Annotated in this window: 22 protein-coding genes; 2 read left to right on the forward strand and 20 right to left on the reverse strand. The window is 38.0% G+C overall.

Annotated features, from left to right (window positions below; genetic code table 11):
- Positions 1-180: 180 nt before the first annotated feature.
- The 10 genes from ABC371_RS23035 to ABC371_RS23080 all read right to left on the reverse strand — a co-directional run bounded on the left by ABC371_RS23035 (position 181) and on the right by ABC371_RS23080 (position 10,319).
- The gene (locus ABC371_RS23035; RefSeq protein WP_412898943.1) at positions 181-1,017 is read right to left on the reverse strand and encodes an SDR family oxidoreductase; all 837 of its coding nucleotides are present in this window, start codon (positions 1,015-1,017) and stop codon (positions 181-183) included.
- Between the two features lie 2 nt (positions 1,018-1,019).
- Positions 1,020-2,090: a mannonate dehydratase gene (gene uxuA, locus ABC371_RS23040; protein ID WP_412898944.1), complete on the reverse strand. Its 1,071-nt coding sequence runs from the start codon at positions 2,088-2,090 to the stop codon at positions 1,020-1,022.
- Between the two features lie 139 nt (positions 2,091-2,229).
- Positions 2,230-3,249, reverse strand: coding sequence for a zinc-binding alcohol dehydrogenase family protein (locus ABC371_RS23045; RefSeq protein ID WP_412898945.1), 1,020 nt, complete (start codon positions 3,247-3,249; stop codon positions 2,230-2,232).
- 14 nt (positions 3,250-3,263) lie between these two features.
- Positions 3,264-4,538, reverse strand: coding sequence for a TRAP transporter large permease (locus ABC371_RS23050; protein WP_412898946.1), 1,275 nt, complete (start codon positions 4,536-4,538; stop codon positions 3,264-3,266).
- On the reverse strand, positions 4,535-5,032 hold the full coding sequence (locus ABC371_RS23055) for a TRAP transporter small permease (protein WP_412898947.1): 498 nt from the start codon (positions 5,030-5,032) through the stop codon (positions 4,535-4,537). The genes ABC371_RS23050 and ABC371_RS23055 overlap by 4 nt, the downstream gene beginning before the upstream one ends.
- Before the next feature lie 150 nt (positions 5,033-5,182).
- Complete coding sequence (locus tag ABC371_RS23060) at positions 5,183-6,190, reverse strand: TRAP transporter substrate-binding protein (protein ID WP_412898948.1); 1,008 nt, start codon at positions 6,188-6,190, stop codon at positions 5,183-5,185.
- Positions 6,191-6,329: 139 nt separating this feature from the next.
- Positions 6,330-7,328, reverse strand: coding sequence for a LacI family DNA-binding transcriptional regulator (locus ABC371_RS23065; protein ID WP_412898949.1), 999 nt, complete (start codon positions 7,326-7,328; stop codon positions 6,330-6,332).
- A gap of 198 nt (positions 7,329-7,526) precedes the next feature.
- Complete coding sequence (locus ABC371_RS23070) at positions 7,527-8,498, reverse strand: C-terminal binding protein (protein WP_412898950.1); 972 nt, start codon at positions 8,496-8,498, stop codon at positions 7,527-7,529.
- A 185-nt stretch (positions 8,499-8,683) separates the two neighbouring features.
- On the reverse strand, positions 8,684-9,679 hold the full coding sequence (locus tag ABC371_RS23075) for an LLM class flavin-dependent oxidoreductase (RefSeq protein ID WP_412898951.1): 996 nt from the start codon (positions 9,677-9,679) through the stop codon (positions 8,684-8,686).
- Positions 9,680-9,770: 91 nt separating this feature from the next.
- Entirely contained in the window at positions 9,771-10,319 is a 549-nt protein-coding gene (locus tag ABC371_RS23080; protein ID WP_412898952.1) for an NADPH-dependent FMN reductase, read from the reverse strand.
- A 197-nt stretch (positions 10,320-10,516) separates the two neighbouring features.
- On the opposite strand from ABC371_RS23080, the gene ABC371_RS23085 reads away from it, so the two are divergent.
- Together ABC371_RS23085 and ABC371_RS23090 are read left to right on the forward strand one after the other, a co-directional pair.
- Positions 10,517-11,062 (forward strand): helix-turn-helix domain-containing protein, encoded by a 546-nt coding sequence (locus ABC371_RS23085; protein WP_412896176.1) that lies wholly within the window; start codon positions 10,517-10,519, stop codon positions 11,060-11,062.
- Positions 10,963-11,889: an IS3 family transposase gene (locus ABC371_RS23090; protein WP_412899293.1), complete on the forward strand. Its 927-nt coding sequence runs from the start codon at positions 10,963-10,965 to the stop codon at positions 11,887-11,889. Before ABC371_RS23085 ends, ABC371_RS23090 begins: the two co-directional genes overlap by 100 nt.
- Before the next feature lie 8 nt (positions 11,890-11,897).
- Here ABC371_RS23090 and guaD read toward each other — a convergent pair whose 3' ends face one another.
- The 10 genes from guaD to ABC371_RS23140 all read right to left on the reverse strand — a co-directional run bounded on the left by guaD (position 11,898) and on the right by ABC371_RS23140 (position 25,946).
- Positions 11,898-13,313 carry a guanine deaminase gene (guaD, locus tag ABC371_RS23095; RefSeq protein ID WP_412898953.1) on the reverse strand — a complete coding sequence of 472 codons (1,416 nt, stop codon included), beginning with the start codon at positions 13,311-13,313 and terminating at the stop codon, positions 11,898-11,900.
- Positions 13,314-13,462: 149 nt separating this feature from the next.
- Entirely contained in the window at positions 13,463-14,404 is a 942-nt protein-coding gene (locus ABC371_RS23100) for a uroporphyrinogen decarboxylase family protein (protein WP_412898954.1), read from the reverse strand.
- Between the two features lie 24 nt (positions 14,405-14,428).
- Positions 14,429-16,480, reverse strand: coding sequence for a hydantoinase B/oxoprolinase family protein (locus ABC371_RS23105; protein ID WP_412898955.1), 2,052 nt, complete (start codon positions 16,478-16,480; stop codon positions 14,429-14,431).
- Positions 16,477-18,642, reverse strand: a complete 2,166-nt coding sequence (locus ABC371_RS23110; RefSeq protein ID WP_412898956.1) for a hydantoinase/oxoprolinase family protein — start codon at positions 18,640-18,642, stop codon at positions 16,477-16,479. Before ABC371_RS23110 ends, ABC371_RS23105 begins: the two co-directional genes overlap by 4 nt.
- 14 nt (positions 18,643-18,656) lie before the next feature.
- Positions 18,657-19,019 carry an acetone carboxylase subunit gamma gene (locus ABC371_RS23115; RefSeq protein ID WP_412898957.1) on the reverse strand — a complete coding sequence of 121 codons (363 nt, stop codon included), beginning with the start codon at positions 19,017-19,019 and terminating at the stop codon, positions 18,657-18,659.
- A gap of 2 nt (positions 19,020-19,021) precedes the next feature.
- Positions 19,022-21,055 carry a hydantoinase/oxoprolinase family protein gene (locus tag ABC371_RS23120; RefSeq protein WP_412898958.1) on the reverse strand — a complete coding sequence of 678 codons (2,034 nt, stop codon included), beginning with the start codon at positions 21,053-21,055 and terminating at the stop codon, positions 19,022-19,024.
- 26 nt (positions 21,056-21,081) lie between these two features.
- Complete coding sequence (locus tag ABC371_RS23125; RefSeq protein WP_412898959.1) at positions 21,082-22,401, reverse strand: phenylacetate--CoA ligase family protein; 1,320 nt, start codon at positions 22,399-22,401, stop codon at positions 21,082-21,084.
- A gap of 177 nt (positions 22,402-22,578) precedes the next feature.
- On the reverse strand, positions 22,579-24,375 hold the full coding sequence (locus ABC371_RS23130; protein ID WP_412898960.1) for a helix-turn-helix domain-containing protein: 1,797 nt from the start codon (positions 24,373-24,375) through the stop codon (positions 22,579-22,581).
- Between the two features lie 157 nt (positions 24,376-24,532).
- Positions 24,533-25,588, reverse strand: a complete 1,056-nt coding sequence (locus ABC371_RS23135) for a C45 family autoproteolytic acyltransferase/hydrolase (protein ID WP_412898961.1) — start codon at positions 25,586-25,588, stop codon at positions 24,533-24,535.
- Between the two features lie 133 nt (positions 25,589-25,721).
- Entirely contained in the window at positions 25,722-25,946 is a 225-nt protein-coding gene (locus tag ABC371_RS23140; protein WP_412898962.1) for a DUF378 domain-containing protein, read from the reverse strand.
- Between the last annotated feature and the right edge of the window lie 40 nt (positions 25,947-25,986).

A 25,986-nucleotide genomic window follows, 5' to 3' on the forward strand; every position in this document is an offset into this window, starting at 1 on the left:
AAGTGTTTTTTATTCTAAAAAAATCGGGATTGAGTTCTGGGTCTTGGTAAAATGAAACTGGGTCACTGGACCTACGCTAACCTACCCCTCCGTCCAAGTAATAGCCCATTCGGGGCGCACAAAAAAATAAATTAGCCTAAAAAGGCTAATTTAAGATTTAATGTTAATTAAACTAAAGTCTTACACACCCGAATATGCCATAAATCCACCATCAACAGGCACCGTAATTCCCGTAACAAAGCCTGAACATGACTCGTCCACTAGCCAAATGAGTGTACCGAGAAGATCTTCAGGTGTCCCAAATCGTTTCATCGGAGTATGTGTCAAAATTTTATTTGATCTAGTTGTAAGTGATCCATCTTCGTTTAATAATAAATTACGATTTTGTTTCGTTAAGAAAAAGCCAGGAGCAATCGCATTTACCCTTAGTCCTGTTTCACCAAAATGGGTAGCCATCCACATGGTAAAGTTATTAATAGACGCTTTTGCTGCGCTATACGCTGGCACTTTTGTCATTGGCGAATAAGCGCTCATGGATGAAATATTAATAATCACGGGTGAATTCTGTTCAAGTAGGCTTTCTCCAAATACTTGGCTTGCTATAAATGATCCAGTGAAGTTTGTTGCAAAAACCTGTGAAAAACCTTTTTCATCTAGGTCAAAGAAGGTCTTCCCCTCAATTTCTTCGCCATATGTTTCAGGTGCTGTAATGGCATCAGGATGGTTTCCCCCTGCGCCATTAATTAAAATATCTACATATCCAAACTCTTTGATGATTTCTTCGCGAACATTTTCTAAAGAAGCCTTATCAAGCACGTTTGCTGCAAAAGCAACAGCTGTTCCGCCTTTTGAGCGAATTTCTTCGGCGACTTCTTCACCTTTTTCAACTGTCCTATTTAAAATAGCAACCTTTACCCCCTGACGAGCAAGCTCACGGCACATTTCAGAGCACAACACACCGCTTCCTCCAGTAACGACAGCTACTTTTCCAGATAAATTTTCATGAATAGGAAGCATCCTTAACCCTCCTTGTTTATAGATGTAAAAGCATCCCAGAGACCGTTCAAATACATGATACCAAGGGCACGATCATAAAGCCCGTAGCCTGGACGGCATTGTTCCTTCCAAATATGGCGGCCGTGATCTGGTCTGACATAGCCTGAATAATTTTGTTCAGCCAGAGACTTTACCACACCGATAAGGTTGATCGAACCATCTGATGTAAGATGGGATGTCTCAATAAAATCTCCGTTTTCATATATTTTTACATTGCGGATGTGGGCGAACGGTGACCTATTCGCAAACTTGCAAGCGATCGCTTCCATATCATTCCTAGGATTAGATCCTAATGAACCAGTACAAAAGGTAATCCCGTTAGCAGGTGAATCAGAAATGGTTAATAATCTTTTTAGCCCTTCCTCACTTGTCAGAATCCTAGGAAGGCCGAAAAGTGACCATGGCGGGTCATCAGGATGAATCGCCATTTGTATTCCAGCTTCCTCACAAACTGGTAAAACTTCATTTAAGAAATAGCCAAGGTTCTCCCAAAGCTTTTCTTCATCAATCTCTTTGTAAGCTTCAAACAATTCCTGAATTCGTCCCAATTTCTCTGGCTCCCAACCTGGAAGTGTCATTGTTGAGGCAGACGAAAAAATATCAATCAACTCATTTGGTCCGATAGAGTCTAATTTTTGCTTTTCATAAAATAAGGCTGTCGATCCATCTGGAAGCGGATGATACAGGTCTGTCCGGATCCAGTCAAAGACAGGCATAAAATTATAGCAGATAACTTTTACACCAAATTCTCCTAAATGACGGATTGTCTGCTTATAATTTTCTATATATTGATTACGCTCATGATTGCCCAATTTAATAGACTCATGAATATTTACACTTTCTACAACCTCTGCATGGAATCCATAAGACTGGATATATTCAACCTCTTCCTTAATTTCTTCTTTCATCCATACATCACCAACAGGCTTTTCATGTAGTGCCCACACAATACCTTTTACACTTGGTATTTGCTTAATTTGATCAAGGGTAACCGTGTCGTTGCCTCTACCATACCAGCGAAATGTCATATTCATAGAATTCACCTTACTTTTATTTACGACTTCTATTTACTTGTGATAATGTTTAATAACAGCATCTTCCCGAAGTATCGATAAGCTTATGCTGAATTACTGCCCAGTTGCATCTGCACCCGCATCAAGACACAAATACCTTTTATTCAAAAATAATTAATGCTTTTCTGACAATGTCCTGATTTTCTTCGACAAATTTGAAAGCCTCTTGTACTTGTTCAATTGGGAACTTATGCGTAATTAACCCATTTGATTGCAATTTATTATCGTTTAATAATTGTACAACTTTCTTAAATTGGTTTGTCTGTAAGCGGGAACCAACAATTGTTATTTCTTTTTTAGTAATAGGAAGCTGTGAAATAGATGCTGGACGCTCATCAAACCCTAAGCAGACAACTGTTCCTGCAATAGAGGTAACCTTTGGACCTAATTCAAACGTTTGTGGAAGACAGACTGCATCAATTACAACATTTGCCCCCTCGCCATTGGTATATTCCATTACCTTCTCTTCAACAGATTCATTCCCCGGATTTATTACCCAATCTGCGCCATTTTCCTTGGCAAAAGCTAAACGCTCATCTTTAAGATCAGATACCATTACCTTCGCACCTGCATGCTTTGCCATTTTTAAAACACAAATTCCAATCGGACCAGCACCTTGGATAAGAACGGTATCACCTTTGTCTACATTTCCTCGCCAGTTTGCCTGAGCACCAATGGTGTATGGTTCAGCAAGTACAATTTCATCCCAATCTAATGATGGGTCAAGGGCATGAAGCTGATTTTCTGGCAGAACGAAAAATTCGCGCATGCCGCCATCTTCATGTACACCGAAAACTGAAAGCTTCTCACAAACATTCGGACGTCCTTTTCGGCAGGCATAGCATTCGCCGCAATAACTAATAGGTTCAACTACTACATGATCTCCGGCCTTTAGCAATGATACGTTTTCACCCACAGCAACAACTTCTCCAGCTACTTCATGGCCAACTACGCGTGGATAGGTAGCTAAAGGATTTGTTCCATGAAAAATATGCATATCAGAACCGCAAATTCCTACACGCTTTACCTTTACAAGAACATCATCTGGATTTTTGATCTCTGGTTTTTCTACCTCTAAAGAAATCATTTCATGTGGTTTTGTAATTTGTACAGCTTTCATTCTATTACATCTCCTTATTCAAATAAGCTTGGTAGGAATAATGTGACCTGAGGGACAAAGGCAACAAGAAGCAAGACAACAAACATGACACCTATGAATGGAATTAATTCTCGTGTTACCTTTCCCATTGACACATTTCCAATTTGCGAGGCAACGAATAAGCATACCCCTACAGGCGGTGTAACCAATCCGATAACCATTGATAAAACCATCAGAACACCGAATTGAATCGGATCCATACCAATTGTATTGGCAACAGGCAATAAAACTGGGAATAGGATAACAAGGCCTGCAATTGTTTCCATAAATGTACCTACAAAAAGCATTAAAGCAATAATTAATAAAATAACAATCACAGGATTTGTAGAAATCCCCAGTATAAGATCAGCAACCATTTGCGGAATACGTTCACTGACTAAAATCCAGCCAAATAGGTTAGCAAATCCAACTAATAACATAATGGCGGCAGTTGAAGTCATGGTTGACAGCATGATTTCCGGTATTTTTTTAATCGGTAGCTCTTTGTAAACAAATAATCCAATTATTAATGCATAAATAACAGCGACAATAGAAGCTTCCGTCGGAGTGAAAAGCCCGCCTAAAATACCATATAATATAATGACGGTCATTAAAATCGCCCAAAATGCGCCAAGAAAGCTTTTCCATACTTCTTTTAATGTTTTCTTGTCTCCTTTTGGATAATTTCGTTTGACAGAAATGATATAGGTCGGAATCATTAATCCTAATCCTATTAAAACCCCTGGAACAGCACCAGCCATAAATAAATCACCAATAGAAAGAGAAGCAAGCGTTCCTACGATGATCATTGGCAGAGATGGTGGAATAATCGGTCCTACAATGGATGAAGAAGCCGTAACAGCTGAAGAAAATGCTGCGCCATAGCCTTCCTTTTTCATAGCAGGAATCAGAATGGCACCAATGCTGGCTGTATCTGCAAGAGCTGTACCTGAAATACCAGCAAACCCCATTGAAGCCCCAACGTTTGCTAGACCAAGACCTCCGCGGATGCGCCCAAGAATATTGTTCGCAAAACCTATGATTCTATCTGTAATACCACCAACATTCATTAAATTACCTGCAAGAATGAAGCCTGGAATACAAAGCAAAACAAAAGAGTTTAGACCTGCAAACATCTTTTGTGGGATAATATTTAGTGGGATGTCAACAGCTATCAAATAAATAAGGGATGAAAGTCCTAAGCTGAATGCCACCGGTACACCAAGAAAGATTAATACAAGGAATGAAACAAACAATAGGAGGGCCGTCATAATTCCCCACCTCCTTCTACTTCATATGGATTTTTCTTATTTCCAAATAAATATCCTATTCTTACTAAAGCGAAAAGGGATAAGAAAGTACTCAAAATGAGCATGGAACCATGGATCCATGACATTTTAATTGGCATTGTTGCCGACAACTGAGCCGTGCCTATTTGTACAAATGAAAGAGATTCTTTAATCATAATGACACTTATAAGTAATAGGGATATCATAATGCAAATATCAAATACCTTTCTTACCCTTTTAGGAAATCTGGCAATTATGATATCAACTGCAATATATTCGTTTCGAAGCAGTGCAATCGGTGCTCCGGTAGCTATTCCAAATAGGAATAAATAACGCGTCAACTCTTCAGTCCAAATATAGGAATATGGAAAATAACGAGAGAGAATTTGCATGGTAACAATGATAATAATACCGGTAAAACATACAACGGACAGAAAGCCTAATATTCGTGTCAGCCATTTTAGGATGCTTGACATTGGTTTCACTCCCTTTCGGAATCATCTGGTGGGCAAGTTTTTTTAGTAATCGCTCCAAAGTCTAACTCTTACTCTAAAAAACCATTTTTACTCTTAACTAACGGAAAGGCACTGTCGACCAAGAATGGTCAACCGCGCCTATCTTCATTATTACTTCGCATTTAGGATTTTTTCATATACTGCTAATTGTTCTTCAGAAAGTGAAGCTTTTACAGCTGGAACCATCGCTTCACTGAAGGCATCCTTATCAGAATCAACAAATTCCATTCCTTCTTCTTTCAACTGTTCCTCAATTTTATTGATTTCTTCGTCAAATAACTTAGCGCCATACTCTTGCGCTTCTGCTGCAGCCTCTTGTACAGCTGTTTTTTGTTCGTCTGTTAATGCATCAAATTGCTTATTTCCTACCAAAACATAAATCCAAGAATATACATGCTCTGTGCGGTTTACATATTTTTGCACTTCATAAAGTCCACCACTTTGGATTAAGTCAACAGGGTTTTCTTGTCCATCAATTACCCCTTGCTGGATGCCAGTAAATACTTCGTTAAAGTCCATTACTTGTGGCTTTGCACCTGCTGCTTCCCAAACCTTTAAGAATAGAGGCACGTTTGGCACACGCATTTTAAAGCCTTCTAAATCAGCTGGTGTTTCAATAGGCTTGCTTGAAGTTAAGTTACGTGGTGCACGAGTCATATAAAATAATGGTGTTAAATTTGCTTTTTCTTTAATTTCGGCTTTGATTTCATCTCCAACCTCACCATCAACCACTTTTTTCACGTGGTCTAAACCAGTAAACGCATAAGGAACTGCAAGTAATGCAGCTTTTGGAGCCCAGTTTTGCAACGTTTCACCAGAAATAACTAGGTCTGCTGTACCAGCAGAAATCGCATTAATCGTATCAGTTTCGCCGCCTAAAGAGTTGTTCGGATAAACTTCGATTTCGATTTGTCCATCTGTTTTTTCTTTCACTAGATCAGCAAATTTCACAGAAGTTTTGTGCCAAATATGATTTTCATCCGCTAAATGACCAAGTTTCCATTTTACAACTTTACCTTCTTCTTTGCCGTCACCCGAACTATTAGAAGTACCAGAACTGCAAGCCCCCAATAGCAATACGAACACTAAACTTACTGCCAGTAAACTAATTTTCCTCATTAAAAATTCCCCCTTTTGTATTCATTCTTCATTTTGGATATCGATTTGTTTGAACATGTATCCCCCCCTTCAAAAAAACGTGAATAATAGAAAAATAGATTTTCATTCCCAGAAATAAAGGAGATTTCATCAAAATCTTTTATACTGATTCACGTTCTATTAATTTTGCATCATACCGAAGAACCTTATATTCCTCTTCAAGTTTCAAATTAGAAATTAACTTAAGCATAGTATTGGCTGTTTCTATACCCATCTCATACGTTGGTAGGGCTACAACGGTTATAGCAGGGGTAGTGGCAGCTAAAAACGGTGAGTCATCCATAGTAACAACGCTTACATTACCTGGTATGCTGACATTTTGCTCTTTTAAAAATTTTAATAGTTCAATTGCTGACATCCCATTGATTGCAAAAAAGGCATTTGGTCGACTCTTTTCATCCTCCCAAATGGAGCGCAATTGATTGCTTATTTCATGAAGTTCTGCAGTGATAATCCATTTTTCATTTACAGGTAGCCCATGTTTTCTTAGCGCTTTTTTAAACCCTTCGATTCGTTCAATCCGAGGTGTAATTCCATCCTTAATAGGAGCACTTACTAAGGCCATTTTTGTTCTTCCTTTTTGTAGAATATGTTCTACAACTAATTCAGAGGCTTTCTCATTATCTAGCAAAATTGTTGGATAAATAACAGGTTCGATTTTTCTATCAATAAAAACTATTGGAAATCGAGCTTTTTTTAACTGTTTGTACAACTCTGCATTCCCACTTGTCGGAAATATGATCAATCCATCCACTTGTTTGGCCATTAGCATTTCAATATAGCTTTTTTCTTTTTCTGGATCATCATCAGTATTACATACAAATATATGAAAATTATTAACCTTACAAGTATCTTCAATAACCCGAACAATCTCGTTTGTAAATGAATGCAGAATATTGGCAACAATAACTCCAATCGTGGACGTTTTCTTTTGCCTCAAACTTTTTGCTACATAATTTGGAATATATCCTAGCTCTTTCACCGCATTTTCAATTTTCTCTTTTGTTGCTGGAGCCATATATTCGTATCGATTATTCAGATATTGAGAAACTGTGCTTTTTGAGACACCCGCTTTATCCGCAACATCTTGTATTCTCATATTTTTCACACTCCTAAACCGATTTAGTAAATCGGTTTAGGTAAATTATAAATGAAAACCTTTTCATATTCAATGCTATTTTTATAAATATTTTAATAATACTAATTTTAAGAAGCTGCACAAAGAACCTCTAAAAATCTTTATTATTAATAGATACTCTTTTGTAATAAAAATGAATGTTATAACAACTGGTTTTCTTTACTTTTTTAGCTGCTGGTTAACTAGATATGTTGGATTATTTCCCAATAATACATCTGCAACATTTTGTGCCGTTTTCCGTTTTAATTCAACTTGTGATTCCTCTGAATACCACGCAACATGTGGAGTTAAAATGACATTATCCATTTTTAGTAACGGACTAGTTGGATCAATTGGCTCCTGTTCAATGACATCAAGACCTGCACCCGCAATTTTCCCTTCTTGAAGAGCACGGATTAATGCTTGTTCATCAATAACAGGTCCTCTAGATGTGTTAATGATAAACGCTTCCTTTTTCGCCAATGTAAATTGTTCATCACTGATTAATCCCTGAGTTGCTTTTGTTAAAGGTGTATGAACAGATATAAAATCAGATTTTTCCACTAACTCATTCAATGAAACTAGTTTTGCGTTATATTCCTTTACAACCTGTTCCGAAACGAAAGGATCATATACGACAAGCTCTAACCCTAGTACTCTTGCTTTTGTTGCCAAATTTTGTGGTATTCTCCCAAATCCAATAAGTCCTAGTACACGACCATTCATACGAAAAATAGGAGTTCCTACTTTATAATCCCATACACCGCTTTTGACAGATTGATTTAATTGAACTATTTTACGTGCACATGCAAAAAGTAGACTTAATGCGTGATCAGCTACCTCTTCCATACAATAATCAGGAACGTTGGCTACAAATACACCATGTTTTGTCGCTGCATCTACATCAATTGTATTCACACCAACTCCATATCTTGCAATCACTTTAACAGTTGGAAGGTTTTCTATCACTTTACGAGTAATTGGTGCATACTGGTTAATGATTCCATCCGCATCTTTACAAGCCTCAATTACTTCCTGTTCTGTTTTACATTGCTTCTTAATTAACTTAGCCCCTGCTTTTTCTAACACTTCTTCTTCAATTGCTAAACTGGCATATTCAAAATCGGTGACAACTACCTTAAATTTACTCATTCACTCATCCACTCCAGTTTCATATATTTTAAACCTTATCTTACAATAATAGATCATTCAAAATTTTAAAAGCAGATTTTTGAAAAATTCCCTCTCACTGTCATCACTCTAAAGTTGCGAATGAAAATAGAGAGCGCCTGCCCTCTTTGAATCAAGAGGACAGGCGCTTAATTAAAATTAACTTTCTATAATAATTCCTTAGCCAACAATCTGTATACATTCAGTCGTTTTTCCTGTGAATGTGGGATGCTACAAATCATCGCTTCATCAAAACCATAATCTTCCTGCTCCTGTTGCAGTTTTTCGGCAATTGCTTTAGACGATCCGACTAGGTGAAGCTTTTTCCGATTTTCTTGGATGTTCATTCGTTCCACTTCGGTTAATGGATAGTTTTGTGCTTCCTCTGGAGTTAACACCTGCCCAAGCTTTCCTTTCATGAGCCATAGACGCGCTATGTCATGTGGCAATGCTTCAAATTCAGCTTCCTCATCCGTCTCTGCAGCGGTAACCATATAGGAAACAGTAATCTCCGGTTTTTCCATAAAGACAGTTGCCTTAAATTGCTCTTTATATAATTCTAAAATATCCTTTGTCATTTCGCCGTTGAAAAATTGTGCGAAGGAGTAGCCTACCCCCATTCGCCCTGCCATTACAGCACTATTGCCGGTTGAACCGAGCAACCATGCTTCTGGCAACAAAACTTGAGATGGTGTTGCGATTGTATGTTTATAGAGTGGATGATCGGGTATCTCGTCCTTCAACATTTGTAAGGCCAGATCGAATTTCTCGTACATATTATTTACCATGGGTTGGCGCCCTTCAGATAAAGCATAGGTTGCATATTGGTCTCCACCAGGTGCTCGGCCGACTCCAAAATCAATTCTTCCTGGAGAATATGAACTTAGTGTTTTAAACACCTCTGCAAGCTTTAATGGAGAGTAATGCATCATCATAACTCCACCTGTACCGATTCGAATTCGCTTCGTTTTGGCTGCCAAATGGGCTACTGAGATCTCAGGAGCGGAACTTGCATAAGAACCAGTTCCATGATGCTCAGCCATCCACATGCGATGATAGCCTAATTCATCTGCCAAGATAGCAAGTTCCTCCGCTTTTTTTAATGCACCCGCCGGAGAATTTCCTTTCGTAATTGGCGCTTGATCAAGTACACTTAATCTCATTTTCCACCATACTCCTTTCGCATTGGGACACATGGACAGGTACAGTGTCCCTGTAAAAAAATGATGGGACAGTGTACCTGTCCCACTGTCCCTACTTTGTCTTCACAAAATCAATAAATGCATCCACTTTACTATCTAAAAAGTTTAGTGTTGTTTCATCAACCAATTGACCTGTTTGTTCATCGATTTTTTGACTTGCAAAGTTTATCAATATCTCATTTGCACCTGGAGGTAGAACCTTCGCCTGAATACCTGGTGCCACTAAAATCTCACGTAAATGAAGTTGAGCACGAATCGTTCCCATCATTCCAGGAGTTGCACCAAGAGTCATGACAGGCTTGCCAATGAATACTTGCTCCACGCGCGATGTCCAATCTAACGCATTTTTTAATACACCTGGAACCGACCAGTTGTATTCAGGTGTAATAATGATAACACCGTCTGCATTGGCAATCGCTGCTTTGAAATCCTTTACAACCTGTGGTGGATCCAATTCATCATCTTGATTAAAATGAGGTAAAGCACCGATATCAGGGATTTGCATGTTGAGTTTATCACTGTATCTTTCCTGCATAGTCTTAGCCACTTGCATATTAAATGAATTTTTTCTTAAACTGCCTACGAGTGTTACGATGTTCATACTTTTGCCTCCCATGTGAGTTAAAAATCATTAATACCTACACATTATAGGAAATTGTTCCATTTTTCAAACAGGTTGCTTGAAGAACATAAAAATATTTTTTGTAGAAAGCAATCCTTTGATAAATCTAGTGGGACGACGAATATATTGCACCCCAAAAGTTGGAGTAAAATCTAATTATTTGGGGTGTGTATATTTTGACAAAGAAATATAGTGATGATTTAAAGTTAATGGTGGTTAACGAGTATCAAGAAGGAAAGCTAGGAATTAGACCACTAGCTAGGAAGCATGGGATAAAGTCAAAATCAATGGTTGAAAGGTGGATAAAAGTTTACGAGAAATTTGGTGCTGAAGGATTAAAAAGGAAGGGGATAAACAAACCTTATTCTGTTCAATTTAAGCTAGATGTATTAAGCTTTATAAAGAGAACAGGTTCTTCTGAAACAGATGCCGCCCTTCATTTTGGAATAACAAATCCTACTACAATAGCAGGGTGGAAGCAGGATTTTCTTAAGGGTAGACTTGAAGGCCTGAATAAAATTAAAGGATGGCCTACTATGTCTAAAAATAAGAAGTCTGATAAAGAAATGACAAATGAACAAAAACTAGAAAGAGAAAACGAACTCCTTCGTTTGGAGGTAGAATACTTAAAAAAGTTGCGAGCTTTTCAGATGGATCCGGAGGGCTATCTCGAAAAGCACAAGCAGCGTTATCATACGAACTCAAAGAAAAGTTCAAACTGAAAGACGTATTAAAAAGAGTTGGAATTCCTGAATCTACCTATCATTATCATATAAAATTGATGAAAAAATCGAATCCAAAACAAGAACTAGAGGATTGTATCCAATCTATATTTAACGAACATAACGGTAATTACGGATACCGTCGAGTACATTTAGAGTTGCGTAATAGAGGGCTTAAAGTGAACCATAAGGCTGTGCATCGAATTATGAATAAGCTCGGTCTTAAAGGAATTAAATTTAATAGAAAAACACGTAAATATAATTCTTACAAGGGAAATATAGGTAAGGTCGCGAAGAACCTTATTAATCGTCGTTTCCAAACTAATGTGTGCCATCAAAAGTTAACAACTGATATCACAGAATTTAAGTGTTCAAACGGTGTAAAACTGTACCTTAGTCCAATTATGGACTTATTTAATGGTGAAATTCTTTCTTTTGGAGTGGGTATAAGCCCAACTTTGGATCTTACGATCGGACCACTTAAGGAAGCAATTGAAATTGTAAAAGACTCAAAGTATCGAACAACGATTCACTCTGATCAAGGATGGCAATACCAACATAAAAAGTGGGTAAAAACACTTAAGGAAAATAAGATTTTCCAAAGCATGTCTCGAAAAGGAAACTGTTTGGATAATTCACCGATGGAAAACTTTTTTGGCTTACTAAAACAAGAGATGTATTATGGAGAAGCGTTGTGTTCGTTTGAGGAATTAAGTGAGAAAATTGATAGTTATATAGAATACTACAATAATAAGCGTATTAAGCAAAAATTGACGGGTATGAGCCCAGTACAATACCGACTCCATACCAGTCAATTAGCTGCATAATAAAAACTCTAACTTTTGGGGGTCACATCAGAACCTGTCCCTCTGTCCCAGGACGCTGAATCCCTATCCCATACTTTCTCCCCTTGCACCCATACTTGTCGAATGTTTTCTGGTCGGGCGAGATAGATGATTTTTTGAAAAATATCATGTAATTTTTCTTCTGGATCGTAAAGTGGGAGCATTGCTGTATCTACGGTTGTATCAATGATTTGTGCATCCCACACATAGTTTTCGGCAAGGCGACCAATAGGTAAGCTCAAGCTTTCCCCACCTCCAGCAGTGGCAAAATAAAATGCTTCATCGAGTGTTATTCGTGACTCAGGTACACCGCGCTCACTCGCTGGTAATGTCGAATCCACGCCATCCTCTAGCATTCTAGAAGAGATCACAGCCTGTTTAACATTATCAAAAAGGCTTGGTGAAAAACCTCCTGAAATATCAGATCCCAAACCAATTTCTACTCCTTGTGATTGAAGGCGTGCAATCGGGATTACACTGTTAGCAAAATAGGCATTAGAGATGGGGCAATGACAAACGGCAGTCCCTTTTTCAACAAATAAATATGCGTCATTGTCTGATAAAAAGTTACAATGCGCCATGACCGACTTTTCACGCAATAGCCCGAAATCATTAAGTGCAAAAGCATCGTTCTTACCGAAGCGTTCCTTCACATAACCATGTTCCCAATCACTTTCGCTACAATGGGACTGTATATGTGTATCATATTTTGCTGCTAATTCCCCTAAGCCTTGTAGCGCTTCATCCGTACAGCTCGGGATAAATCGAGGGGTAACCACTGGATAGACTCCCTGCTTTGTTGATTTTGCTAATTCCCTAACAGCTAAAATAAAGTCTTCCGTTTCAGTTAGTGCTGTCTTTGTATCATGGTCACTATAAAAATTCTCCGTTTGGTCAGGATTATCCATCACCACTTTTCCTACTAACCCACGCTGACCTTTTTCTGCACAAATTTGAGCCAAAAGGAAACTAGCTTCCTTATGTACTGTCGCAAAATAAAGGGCCGTTGTCGTACCATTCGCGAGCAGAGTTTGAACCACTTCGTTATACACCTTTTTCGCAAAGTCGATATCCTCAAATTTTGCTTCAATCGGAAATGTATATGTATTCAACCAATCATACAGCGGAATATCCAATGCCGTCCCCGCTTGTGCCCATTGTGGTGCATGAACATGCAAATCAATAAACCCGGGTAAAAAATACTGTCCTTCGGTTAACCGGTGATAGTTGCTTGTGCGTTGATACTCATCTAAAAGTGGTTGATACTCACTATGTTCTGGACCTATTACCTTTTCAATCATCCCATCTTCATTCACACAAAAAAGATGATCCTTCAAAACCTCAACTTCCTTAGGCGTACGGCTTGTAAAAGCTGTTCCATGAAACACTTTTGCAAATTCTGTCATCGAAGTCACCTACACGATTATTTTTCCGTTATTATAACACACAGAACCACATGTACTTTCTGTCATTTCTCAAATTTTGTCGAAAAACATTGAAGTCTGTATATTACAAAAGGAACCCACCTTCCGTTATAAAGGTGAGTTCCTTTTGATTAAAGCCAACTTTCTTCATTACAAATCATTGTAATTTTTTCCTGAAGATTGTTTAAATTTATTTCTATATCAAGTGGATGGCTGGATGATAAAAACAGTCTTCTTTTTTTGTTTTCTTTCCACAATGAAGCTAGCTCAGTAAGTTCCAAATTTTCTTCCCAAATTGAAGTTGATAATGCGATGCCTTTTGTTTTCACAGAAGTTGCATTTGTAATAAATTCCTCTGAAGCTAATACAATTTCCGGAAAATGATTTGTTGATTCAAAGACATCAGCCTCAGGCGATAGGCGCAAGATGCCAAAAATATTATAATATTTAATAACGTTGAACAAAGGTTTATAAACGTTTTTACATTCTTCCCATAAAGTAGAATCTAACAAATCTTCATTAATGAGGATTCCGTCTACCTTTGCATCGCCAAAAGCCTTACAGAGTCCTATCATGATTTGTGTGATTTCTTCAGCCCTCTTTCTCATTAATCCTAAATCTGAATTGCATTCTGCTCCATAAAGAGTTTTGAGAATAGTGACTGGTCCAGTTATAGATGCAATTATCGGTAGTTCTTTACCTTGAACCTTTACCAATCGCGTGGCAACCTCTTTTACAACCGGCACTCTACCTCTTTCCAAAAAATCCGATGATAATAATTCCTGAGTAATTGGTATTTCTTTTACACTAGGCATTTCTTGATCCTTCCATTCAACCATTCCACCGAGGGCCTCTGCCTCTAAAGAAGGGTCCAATGGTAAAATAACAGCATCATAGCCTAGAAGTTTTTGAGTATTCAATAATGCCGAGTAAAAAGTATTCGCATCTTGTAAAATCGAAGGAATTGAAACTTGATCTACTTTTGTTAAATAAGTACCTACCAATGGGAGAAAAGGAGGTCGAGTGACAGCCCGACCTTTAAAAAATTTTTGAACTAATTCTTTTTTATCCATGGAACAACTCCTTATTATGAAAAGTTACATACGGACAATTTGTCGTAATGGCTCTGCATTCGGCCAGCTGCCATAATAGACAAGTGCTTCTTCAGCTGGTTGCTTTGTGGACCATTCCACCATAAATTCATCATAGCTTTTTCCTCGTCCTAATCGATTCTTTCTTTCCAACTCTCTTAGCTTTTCGGTTTTTTCCTCATCTAAAGTTAGCGTTTCAGGGTCATAGGACACTTTGTAGATATTTTGGGCTACCCAATCTGAAATGAGTTCATCCTTTAAGTCTTTTATTACATTTTCTGGTTCACGATCAAGCACATCACCGTAGCCACCACCACCGGTTGAATTCGCTACATAAATATCACCATCCATAACAGGTGCGGCTGGACGTGGTGCACGCTCAACTACGTAATCTCCTTCAATGGAACGGTTTTTTACAAGTTCTGCCGTGTCGACAGGAATATCTGCATCCCCATTTTTCATTTTCTCAAAGTAATTGGCATTTACAATCTTAATACCAGGATGTGACGGTGGTGGGTAGCCACCAAATAATCCTTGTGTGATAGGAACTTTATGATGCTTAATAATAGATTGGTAAACTAAGAATGGAACACCTTTTACAGCCCATGCGACATTTGTTCCTGCACCACCACGATATTTACCAAATCCTCCTGAATCCTTCCAATGCTTAAAATATAAATGGACATGAGGCTGTTCATTCTCCATATCTTCTACATCTGGAGCTTTCCCCCACCAGCCCCAAGGAAAACCAAAAGAATTATCTCCATCACGATGTGTTCTGGCCCCACTACCTTCACTATTTAGTACGTTTGCTAGCATATCAGCAAAAGGAACACCCCATTGGTTTTGACCAGCGATGACAACTGCACAACCACCTGCCCCGTAACCACTTGTTGAAAGCTCTTTTACTCCACTTGCATATAGCATTTTTGCAAACGCATTAGACGTTGTAGATAGCACACAACTATTTGTTATCGGTGAGTTTGCTACTGAAGCATCCACATTTGCGTTTAAAAATGTACCTTGTGGAACAATTACCTTGATTGAAGAAAAAATACCAGATGATGTTGGCAAATCTGCAAAAGGTACTCCAAATAAATAGATTGCGATATGGGCACGAACGATGTGCATAAAACTATTAAATGATCCATCATTTTCAGGTGATGAACCTGTGAAATCAAATGTAAGGGAGTCTCCCTCCTTTGTTAAGGTCAGAGCACAACGCATCAATGAGTCGTTTGTTCCCATTGTATCCATGAAAGAAACCGAACGATATACACCATCCTGCCAGCTTGAAATACGTTTTCGCGCCCCCTCCTCTGCTACAATTAACATTTTCCTCATTACGCCAACAACAAGTTCTACGCCTTTCTTCTCAATTAGTTGTTGGACACGAACACGTAAACGATCACACGCAGCAACACGAGCTTTTGTATCAATAATCTGCATTCTTGGAGCCCTTGAAACCATGTTTGCCATCATATTTAACATGTCATTTCGAATTTGATAGTTTTCACCAATTTTAATTGGTGGCAATTTCATCCCTTCATCTGCACGCGACTTTGCAGTTAGTGGCATGCCACCAGGTTCAATTGCACCTGTTTCAGGCTGATGTACCGCTGCTGCAGCCCATGCGACAAGCTCACCTTTATGGAAAATTGGCATAACCGCGACTTGGTCCGGATTATGAACCCCACCATAAAGGGCCTCATTCGCATAGAAAATATCACCTTCATTTATCCCAATTGTAGGATCATCCTTATAATGCTTAAGAATGTATTTAATTCCAATTTGGGTTGTAACAGCATGTAAATATACACCACAATAGGCCGCAACAAGGTCACCTTTTGCTGTATACAAGCCCACGACTATATCCCCTGAGTGAAGCATGGAGGAAACTCCGATTTTCGTTAAGACTTCTTTTGCCTCTAGCACTAATTGGTTTAACTTTTCACTATAAATCTCATATTCGCCAGGCTTTAAACCATCAAGGGCCGTTTGTTCAAATTCATCAATTGGTTCTGGATGGATTCGTTCATTAATACCGAAATCAATCATGCCGTTACCCCCTCAACTGTTTTCTTTTCGATTAAACCATTTAAATATTGATCAACTGTATAAACAACATTAGGTGGTAATACAACCGTTGTATGTGGTGATTCGATTAAAGCTGGACCTTCAATTTTATTACCGCTGCTTAAATCCTCTAGCTGATAGATGTTTGTATCTACAAACCCACCAAGTTCCGGCCAGTATGCTTTCCGAGATCCTTTAATGGCATGGCTTGCGTCTTCACCTGAAGCTTCATTTTGAATAAAATGAAATTTCTCCTGTGGAACGGTTGCTTTTAATACAACATTTTCGATTTCGACTCCACCTTCAGGATAAACTGCGATTGAGCTGTATGCATTTGAATATTCTTCTGTAAAACTATCCCATAGATTTTGAACATCCTCAGGACTGTTTATAAAAAGGCTAGGCGATACGGCCCTCTTAATATTGAGCTGACCACCATATTTCATATCGAGTTCTAATTGATATTGAATATCCTCAGGATTGAATCCTTCACCCGTTATATCTCGGATGGCTTTTTCCTGTAGATTACGTACGACTGAATTAAGGGATTCATAGTCTGTTAAGAATTTCTTTGTTCCAGGTTCTAATAGAATGATGTGTTTGGATTGTTCATAAATGTGCATGATGTCCATCATAGAAGATGAAAAGGCACAGAATACAGGTGATTGTTGTAAAACGATTGTTTTGGGAATATCTGCTTCAAATCCAAAACCAGCACCATGTACAGGACCGCCGCCTCCTAAAGCAAACAACACGAAATCTTTTGGGTCATTTCCTTGAAGTGAGGTTTCTTTCTGGATAATATTTGCCATATTTCCATCACAAACTTTTTTAATGAGGTAAGCAGCTTCATAGACATCTACGCCTAGTGGCTTTGCAATTTTTTCTTCAATCACTTGTTTTGCTTTTTCAATATTTAACGTTAAGTTCCCGCCATGAAAATAATCTGGATTTAGATAACCTAATACAAGGTCAGCGTCTGTCACCGTTGGCTCCGTTCCACCTTGATCATAGGCTACTGGGCCTGGAAAACTACCTGCACTTCGAGGACCCACCTCTAGTCGACCACCCAGTACATCGTTAATCCATGCTATTGAGCCTCCACCTGTTCCAATTGATTTACTTTCTAGCATTGTCATATCAACTAGCCAACGATCAATAACTGGTTTAAATTGATAATTGTTTGTCTCTCCGTCCACTACAAGCCCAATATCAAAGCTCGTGCCCCCCATATCCGTAACAACGATATTGGGGTAATCATATAACTTACCAATTTGATTACTGCCAATGATTCCAGCAACAGGCCCGCCATTATACGTATTAACTGCCGATGTACGGAAAACTTCTGCCATTCCTCCTGTATTATGAACCATCAAAAGTGGATTCCTGTACCCTAGATCGCGTAGTTCATCTCCAATGTTCGATAATTCTTCTGCCATCGCCTGGTGGAGATAAGCGTTTAAAATCGCCATATTCGACCGAGTATACTCATATCTCTTAGGCATAACCTCGCTTGAAAGAACAACTGGCATATTCCCGAGGTAATACTCTGGATATTCCTCTTCAATGAGCTCCTTAATTCTTTTTTCATGAACAGGATTTTTAAACGACCATAAAGTAGATACAACAAAGCCCATTACCCCTTGATCAACTAAATATTGCAGTTTATCTTTAAAATCTTCTTCATCAAGTGGACGAATTACTTCCCCTGTATAATCAATTCGCTCTTTTACACCCACTACGTTTTCTCTCGGAATTAACGGAATCGGCTTGCTTACCTCAGCAATTTTCCTACTATCTAATGAACTAATTCCATCTTGCCATTGGCTTCCCTTTCCTATATAAAGCATATCTTCATATCCCTCGGTTGTAATAAAGCCAAGCTTTGGCCCTTTTCGTTCGATAAGCTTATTCATCGCAACTGTAGTAGAGTAACGAATCATGTCCGTTTCTTCCAATAGTTCGTCAAGATCTAAGTCAAGAAGTTCCGCTCCGTTTTCAATAGCTTTAATAAAACCGACTGATAAATCATATCCTGTTGTTGGACTCTTAGAAATAACAGATTTGTCTCCGTATCGAATAAAGCAATCTGTGAATGTTCCACCGATATCAATATCGATTGTCGCCCTAATTTTTGTTGTCATTTAATTTTCCTCCTTTACACATTCTTAAATACTTTCTTCTGTTGTCTTTCCTCTTCGATAGCTCTTTGTTTTAATGATTCCAGGTCTATTTCAATGTCATGTGTAATCGGATGTCCAGGTGCTAAAACTTCGGTTTCGATCAACGTACCGCAGCCAGGACAATAAAATTCAACTAAACGAACCCAATTCGCATCAGGAGAAAATGTGTATTCCCCTTCTACATGTGGTTGATGTATTTCACTTGGATCACGATCATAAATGAGGCAACCTTTCTTATAATTCTCATGTGCTGAATTCAATTCATGATCACATTTATCACATACCCAAACTTCCTTCTGTAAATCTACAGCAATATACTCAGTTATTCTTCTTCTCATCCCTACACCTCCATAATCCCGTTTAAATGTTGGTCCATTCTAAACTTTGCATCAAGTGGAACAACGATCGTAGTATTTGAGCTTTCTAAAACCGCAGGTCCATCAATTTTATGACCTGGCTTTAACCCCTCAATGTCATAAATATTTGTATTGATTACATTTCCTTTCCAGTAAATGGGTCTTATCGATTTCGGTTCTGGAATAGAATCAACTAGCTCTAAGGATGGTAACGCAAAATGAGAAGCGCTTACATAACTATTTAATCGAATAAACTCAATTACGATTTTGTCTGAACCTAATTGCTTAGAAATAGATTGCAATTCCTCTCTCAAATACTGTTCATTTGTGCTATGAAAAACATCACTCGGTAAAAAGAAAATATCTCGAACCTTTTCGTCATTTGAAGCGACCTCTATGGAAGCTTCATATCGTATAGATTCTGGAGTAAACCCTTCTCCACGCATATCACGATGAGAGAGTTTTTTCATCTTTTCAATGCTGACATTTGCATTAATAAGAAATTCACCTATCTCTTTATGAGGTCCAAATTGGAAATCGACTCGTTCTTGATACGTATGGGAAATATCGGCTGTTGAAAGACCGAATGCGCTAAACACAGAGCTAAAAGGGAATGTGAAAATTTTACTGATTCCACTTTTCTTAGCCATCCCAGCAGAAAATAGTCCTCCACCTCCACCAAATGAAAAGAGTTGGAAATCCTTTATATTTTTTCCTCTTTCGTTCGAAAGCTGTTTTAGTGTGTCAGCACCAATTTGTTCAATTTTATCAACAATAAGTGCTGCCGCTTCTTCATTTGATATATTTAACGGTGTGGCAATCCATTTTTGAATAGTATCGATTGCTTTTTCCTTCAATATTTTCTTTGTTCCACCTAAGAAGTAATCTGGGTCAACGATACCAAGAACGACACAAGCATCCGTTACTGTTGGTTTTGTTCCACCTAGCCCAAAACATGCTGGTCCAGGTACTGCCCCTGCACTTTCCGGTCCTAATTGAAGTTCTCCATCTGGAGTTACTTTAGCAATGGTTCCACCTCCACCGCCGACTGATAGAACATGAATTAAGGGGGCATGGACTGGAATTTCTGCAATACTTGATTCTGTATCAAATGTAAGCTCTCCATTAGAAATTAATCCTACATCTGTACTAGTGCCTCCCACGTCAACAGACATGATATTATCGAGACCATACATTTCACCGATGTATCTCGTTCCCATTAACCCTGCTGCAGGACCAGAATTATACGTGTCCAATGCCTTTGTTTTTGCGACACGCGCAACACCACCATTGGCATGAGCTATTAACAATGGCTTTGTATATCCCTTTTGTCTTAAACCCTCATCTGCTTTATATAAATACTTCACCATATCACGATGAAGATAAGCATTAACCACAGCTGCATTTGTTCGAACCCCATTATCAGATCGTGAACTAATATCACTGCCGAGTTGAATTGGTTTTGTACCTAGATAATGCTTTGGAAAATCTTCTTGGATAATCTTTCGAACTAGTTTCTCATTTTGATTGTTCGCATGAGCATTTTTTAGACTTACAACGATTACCCTTGTACCTAGTTCTAATAACTTTTTTGTTACTCGTCTTATTTCACCTTCGTCCACTGATTTAATAACTTCCCCATCTTCAGATACTTTTTCATCAATGGAAACAATCAAATCTTTCTGAATTAAAAAATTCAATATCGGGTTTTTACCATCTTGGTACAGTGAATCTTCGTACCCTTTTGTCACAATTAACCCTAGCTTTGGTCCAGTTCTTTGGATAATAGAGTTAGTTCCCACAGTTGTAGAAAGTCTTATTGTCTTCGTACCCTTTAGGAAATCGCTTACATTTTCATGACCGAATCTTTTAGCACCTTCCTGAATACAATTGTTAAAACAAACAGTTAAATCATGCGGTGTCGTTTCTACTTTTACCACTTCAAAGCGATCCCCATAGGAAAAGAACCCATCCGTAAAAGTTCCGCCTGTATCAATATCTACAGTGTATTGTGTCATGTAAAACCCTCCCTATTTTTTATAGTTTAGTAGATTTCTTTTACATACTTTGTTTTCATTTCAAAGCGTGGTAAGGTTCCCTCAGGAACTAATTCAACATTTGCCCGAAACATGAGCTTTGCTCTTAACGTTTCTTCTAGCTCTTTTTTCAACTTTGGTAAATCTTTTTCTCGGCTTATATCAAGCTCCACTTTAATTTGCAATGGTGGTTCCACCGCAGGTCCTGGTTTTTCTAGGAGAATTTGGATATCACCTGTTGTTCTTGGATAGAAACTACTTACTACATCTTTTATTGCCGATGGAAAAACGTTCACGCCCCGAATAATTAACATATCGTCTGTTCGACCAATGCATCGAATTCGAAAACTAGTGCTGCCACATGAACATTTACCGGTTTTAACTGAGATCAAATCTCTTGTCCGAAATCTTAAAAGTGGTACACATTCTCTATCAATCGCGGTATAAACTAATTCTCCTTCATTTCCATTCTCAAAAGGCTTAACCTTACCAGTGTCTGGATCAATTAGTTCGCAGATTACATAGTCTGGTGCTACAAAATGCATGCCATCTCCTGCTGGGCATTCTGAGAAAAGAACGGGTGCCATATCAGCATTTCCCATTGCTTCAAAAACCCTTGCACCCCAGTCCTGTTCAATCCTCTGCTTAACCTCTGGTAAACCACCTCCTGGTTCACCACCTGTACCAATTAACTTAAATCCTAAATCTTTAGGATTCATGCCAATTGAACGAATATAGTCTGCTAGATAATTAGCGTAAGATGGAGTACATAAAAGCACATCCGGTTTTAGATGCAGGGATGTTGTAACGAGTCTCTCAGAAGCACCTGTTCCAATAGGAATAAAAGTAGCACCTAAATTCTCAATCCCATCTTTTAACGGGAGCCCTCCCACAAAGAATGACAAACCCATTGCAAAAATAACTTTATGATGTGGTCTTACACCTGCTGTGTAATATACTCTAGATACAATATCTGTCCACACAGCACTATCCTTTTTGGTGATTCCTACATATGTAGGCCTTCCTGTTGTACCAGATGATGAGTGAATTCTTATAATCTTATCTGAATCAATACATTGGTGTGAACCTAAATCAGAGGTGTCTTCTTGGCTTTTACGAATTTCAAATTTTTCCGTAAAAGGGAGCTTTTGCAAATCATCAAGTGTCTCAATTTCCATAGGGTGGATTCCTGCTTGATCCAATTTTGTAGCATAAAAGGGGGAATTTTGATACATATACTGAACTTGTTTTCTTAACTTTTCTTCCTGTAAAAGCTTAAGTTTCTCTGGTGATATTTGTTCCTCAACTGACTTCTGATATGCGAACAAGATTAGCCTCCTCTCTCTTCTATTCGAATTTTTAATAATTTCGAATATTATGTATTAATTGTATAGGATACAAAACACTATAACCACGTTGTTTACCTACAAAAATAGCAAACTTTTTTTTCTAAACTTTGTCTTCTAGTAACAAAAAAAATGACCATTTTTGAAATAGTCATTTTTCTAAACCTTACTATACATTAAATGCTCTAACCGCAACGCTAAAGATAGACTAAGTCTTACTTCAGAATCCCCTAAATCAAACCCGGTCATATCCGTTATTTTTTCGATACGGTACTTCAGTGTATTTTGATGGACAAATAATTCCTCTGCCGCTTTCTTAATTTGACCATTATGCTTTAAATAGACCTCTAAAGTTTCTTTAATTTCTTTAGAGTTTTTCAATTGATTTATTTTTTTTAAGTATAGATTAGTGTATGCGCTTACGTTCCTTTCATCAAACAGGATCATACTCGAAAGCAATGTCCAGCTTCCACACGCTGGATAATAACCAACATTCCCAAGATGTCTAATTTTAGGAAGAGCATTTAGAATTTGACTTGCTTGTTGATAGGAATGGTCGATTAAATCGATTGTCCCCACAGATTCACCCACACCAATAAAAATCTCTAGTTTTCGGTTCTTAGCATGTACACTCATTTTTTTTAGTAATACACCATGAAGCTTGTAGCTTAAATCCAGTATCTCACTTTCTGAATCATGCGAAACAAGAGCAATCATTGCTCCATCCTTGTAAATTATACATGGGTTCCCTAATAATTCTTCCATTTTCGAGCGGATTCCTTTAGGTTCATTATTAGAATTTAAGTTGAACCATTCACCATTATCGTAAGCACCAATTCTCAAAATAGTAATCCGGGGTTTTAAAGTAATTTCTAAAGTTTTCAGGATGCTATAGGCTTCATCTACTTTTTCCCTATTACTAAATAGTAAACAATCAAAAAGCTGCTGAATAAGGTATCTTTCAATTTCTAAACGTTTATTTTTAGGAGTTTTTGTATCAGACATCTCAAGTGCTGCGTTTATCGTAAGTCCTAATTGCTCAGAAAGATCCATGAGTAAATGTAAATCATCCTGTGTAAAATATCCGTCATTTTTATTGATGGCATGAAGAATCCCAATTCTGTTATTGTCGACCAACAAAGGGACGGTAATGATAGATGTAGCTTTAAATAGTTTCACGTAATTTTGATTAAAGCGTTCATCTGACTGAGCATCAGATGTGATATACGGAATTCCTGTTAAAAAGACATCTCGTGCATTGCTTTTTTCGGTTAAAGTAACACGATACTGTTCAATTATTGTATCTTGCCATGATCCAAAAGCTGGTTTTTGCAATCTTAATTCATTATGGATAGGATCATACAACATGATTCCTGCCATTTCTGAATTCAACAGTTCTCCCACCTTTTGAACAATTTCTGCCAAAATTTCTTGGAAAGAATATTGGTTAACAAGTCTTTGTAGTTGAGTCATAAAGTTGAGACTTTCTGATTTCCTTTGCATAATCAAAAATAGGCGAGAGTTTTCAAGGATAATTGGAACTGATTGCATAAAGAAATTGACAATATTTATCTGTTTCTCTGATAGTTCCTCTTCTTGTTGTGGAATAATGATTAAGACTCCAGTAAAAACCTTTTGTCTAGTAAGGGGGAAAAAATAGGTAGCATCCTCATGTAAGTATCTTTGAGTTTGAAGATCAATTTGCTGAAATTTTTGTTGTGTTCGTTCAATTAGTTCTTTTCTCTCCGATTTCTCCAGATTCTGACTTGATTGAGGGATTAATTGTTTTAAACTTTGATCAAAAACAAAGAAGATCCCTTTTCCACCACCAACTAATTTGATTCCCTCTAACACTATGGCTTCAGTTAATGGCTTCCATTCTTGGATACTGTGAAGACTTTCAATTCCTTTTTGAAGTAATTCAATCTGATTTTCATTTAGTGAACTATTTTTCATTGAATAAAAAACCACCTCCCGGCAAATTCTTTATCAGCCTAAACAGATTTGTACGAGGTGTCACATAAAATCACGTTAATTATTAATATAAACACAATTCAGAAAACTTGTCAATATATTATTGATTGGGACAGAGGGGTGGTTTTCCCTCTATCCCTCATTTAAACCAATCCGCCTTCTCCATATTTACAAATGGGATATCCGTGTCTACTTCCCCTTCGATTTTTGTCATCGGGAAGTCAGTCCCATTTACCCATTCACCTAAATTAAAAATAGTGGGCTCCTGGTCTCCACCAAGTGCACACCAAGCTTCTAGCTTATCAGGAAAATAGGCAGAGGTATGAATGGTGCCTGCCCAACTTCCATAAAGCTTAGAAAAAACTCCTTTATCTGTATCATTTAATAGTCGAAACGCCTCAAGCCCATTTACATGCATTTTTTCTTCAATAGCCTGTAGTCTTTTATTCGAATCATCAAGGACTCGACGATTTTCTTCAGTTAAAATTTTAAAATGATTGGTGCAAGTATATCCTTGCCTAACCTCTACTCTTCTTGGCGAAGTTTCCACGATAAATGGCATCTCACAGCTGGAATCAAATAAAACATAGCTAAAAGAACCCCGATGTGGAATGTCCTTCAACAACTCAACAGCTTCCTCAACATTTGCGCATAGTTCAAGTATAAGTCTTCCGATCATATGACAAATGAATCCGTTCCCCGGGCGCTTCCGGTTCATAAAAGTATATCCCATCGATAGCCCCTTATTGTTCATACCATCAGACCGTCCGGTAATCTTTTGAGTTAAACCGAGGGTTGCATTCCCTCCATCTGACGGTTGAAAAACAACCAAGCGTCCATCATAGGTTTTTGGATGATAATCATAATTCCGTATCATGTAATTCTCGCCTACTAAAATCGAACACCCTGAAGGCTTAATATTAACCCTATACCCGCCGAATTCCATCAATACTTTTTCCATCGACCATCCCAAAGCATCCTGCAGCCCCAAAAACTCTTCCCACATAAACGGAGCTAATCGTGCAAATACCTGTTTCGTCTCATCAGGATCGATTCGAAATAAAGGTCTCCTTACCTTCCATTGCTGCTCCCGATTCTTCACCAAAAAAGAATCACTAAGAAGCGTTCCCTGCATATGACCAAGATCATAATGACTTCCCCGAAACTGAATCACATCAGCAAATATCCTCTTCATAAAATCCTCCTCGGGACTTAGTGACAGGTTCCTTGTCCTTTTTTCCATTGCTACCATAGATATCTTCTCATTTTTCTCACTAAACGTAAAATAGACCAAACCATAAGGCTTGATCTATTCGTAGAAATACTTATTAAGTTCTGCTTGTTTCAGGAACAACTTCTCGATCAGGTTTGAATAGAAGACTTAGACAGTATAAACCACTTAAGCCCACTAAACTATAAACAATCCTGGACAAAATCGAATCCTGACCTCCGAAGATTGCGGCTACCAGATCAAATTGAAAGAAACCGATAAGCCCCCAATTAATTGCCCCAATAATTACTAAAGCAAGTGCAAAACGTTGTAATCCACTCATATTTATCGCTCCTCTTATATTTAGTAATTTTAGGTTTTAC

Origin of the sequence: Bacillus jepli (assembly GCF_047238305.1) — a bacterium.
GTDB lineage: Bacteria > Bacillota > Bacilli > Bacillales > Bacillaceae_L > Ferdinandcohnia.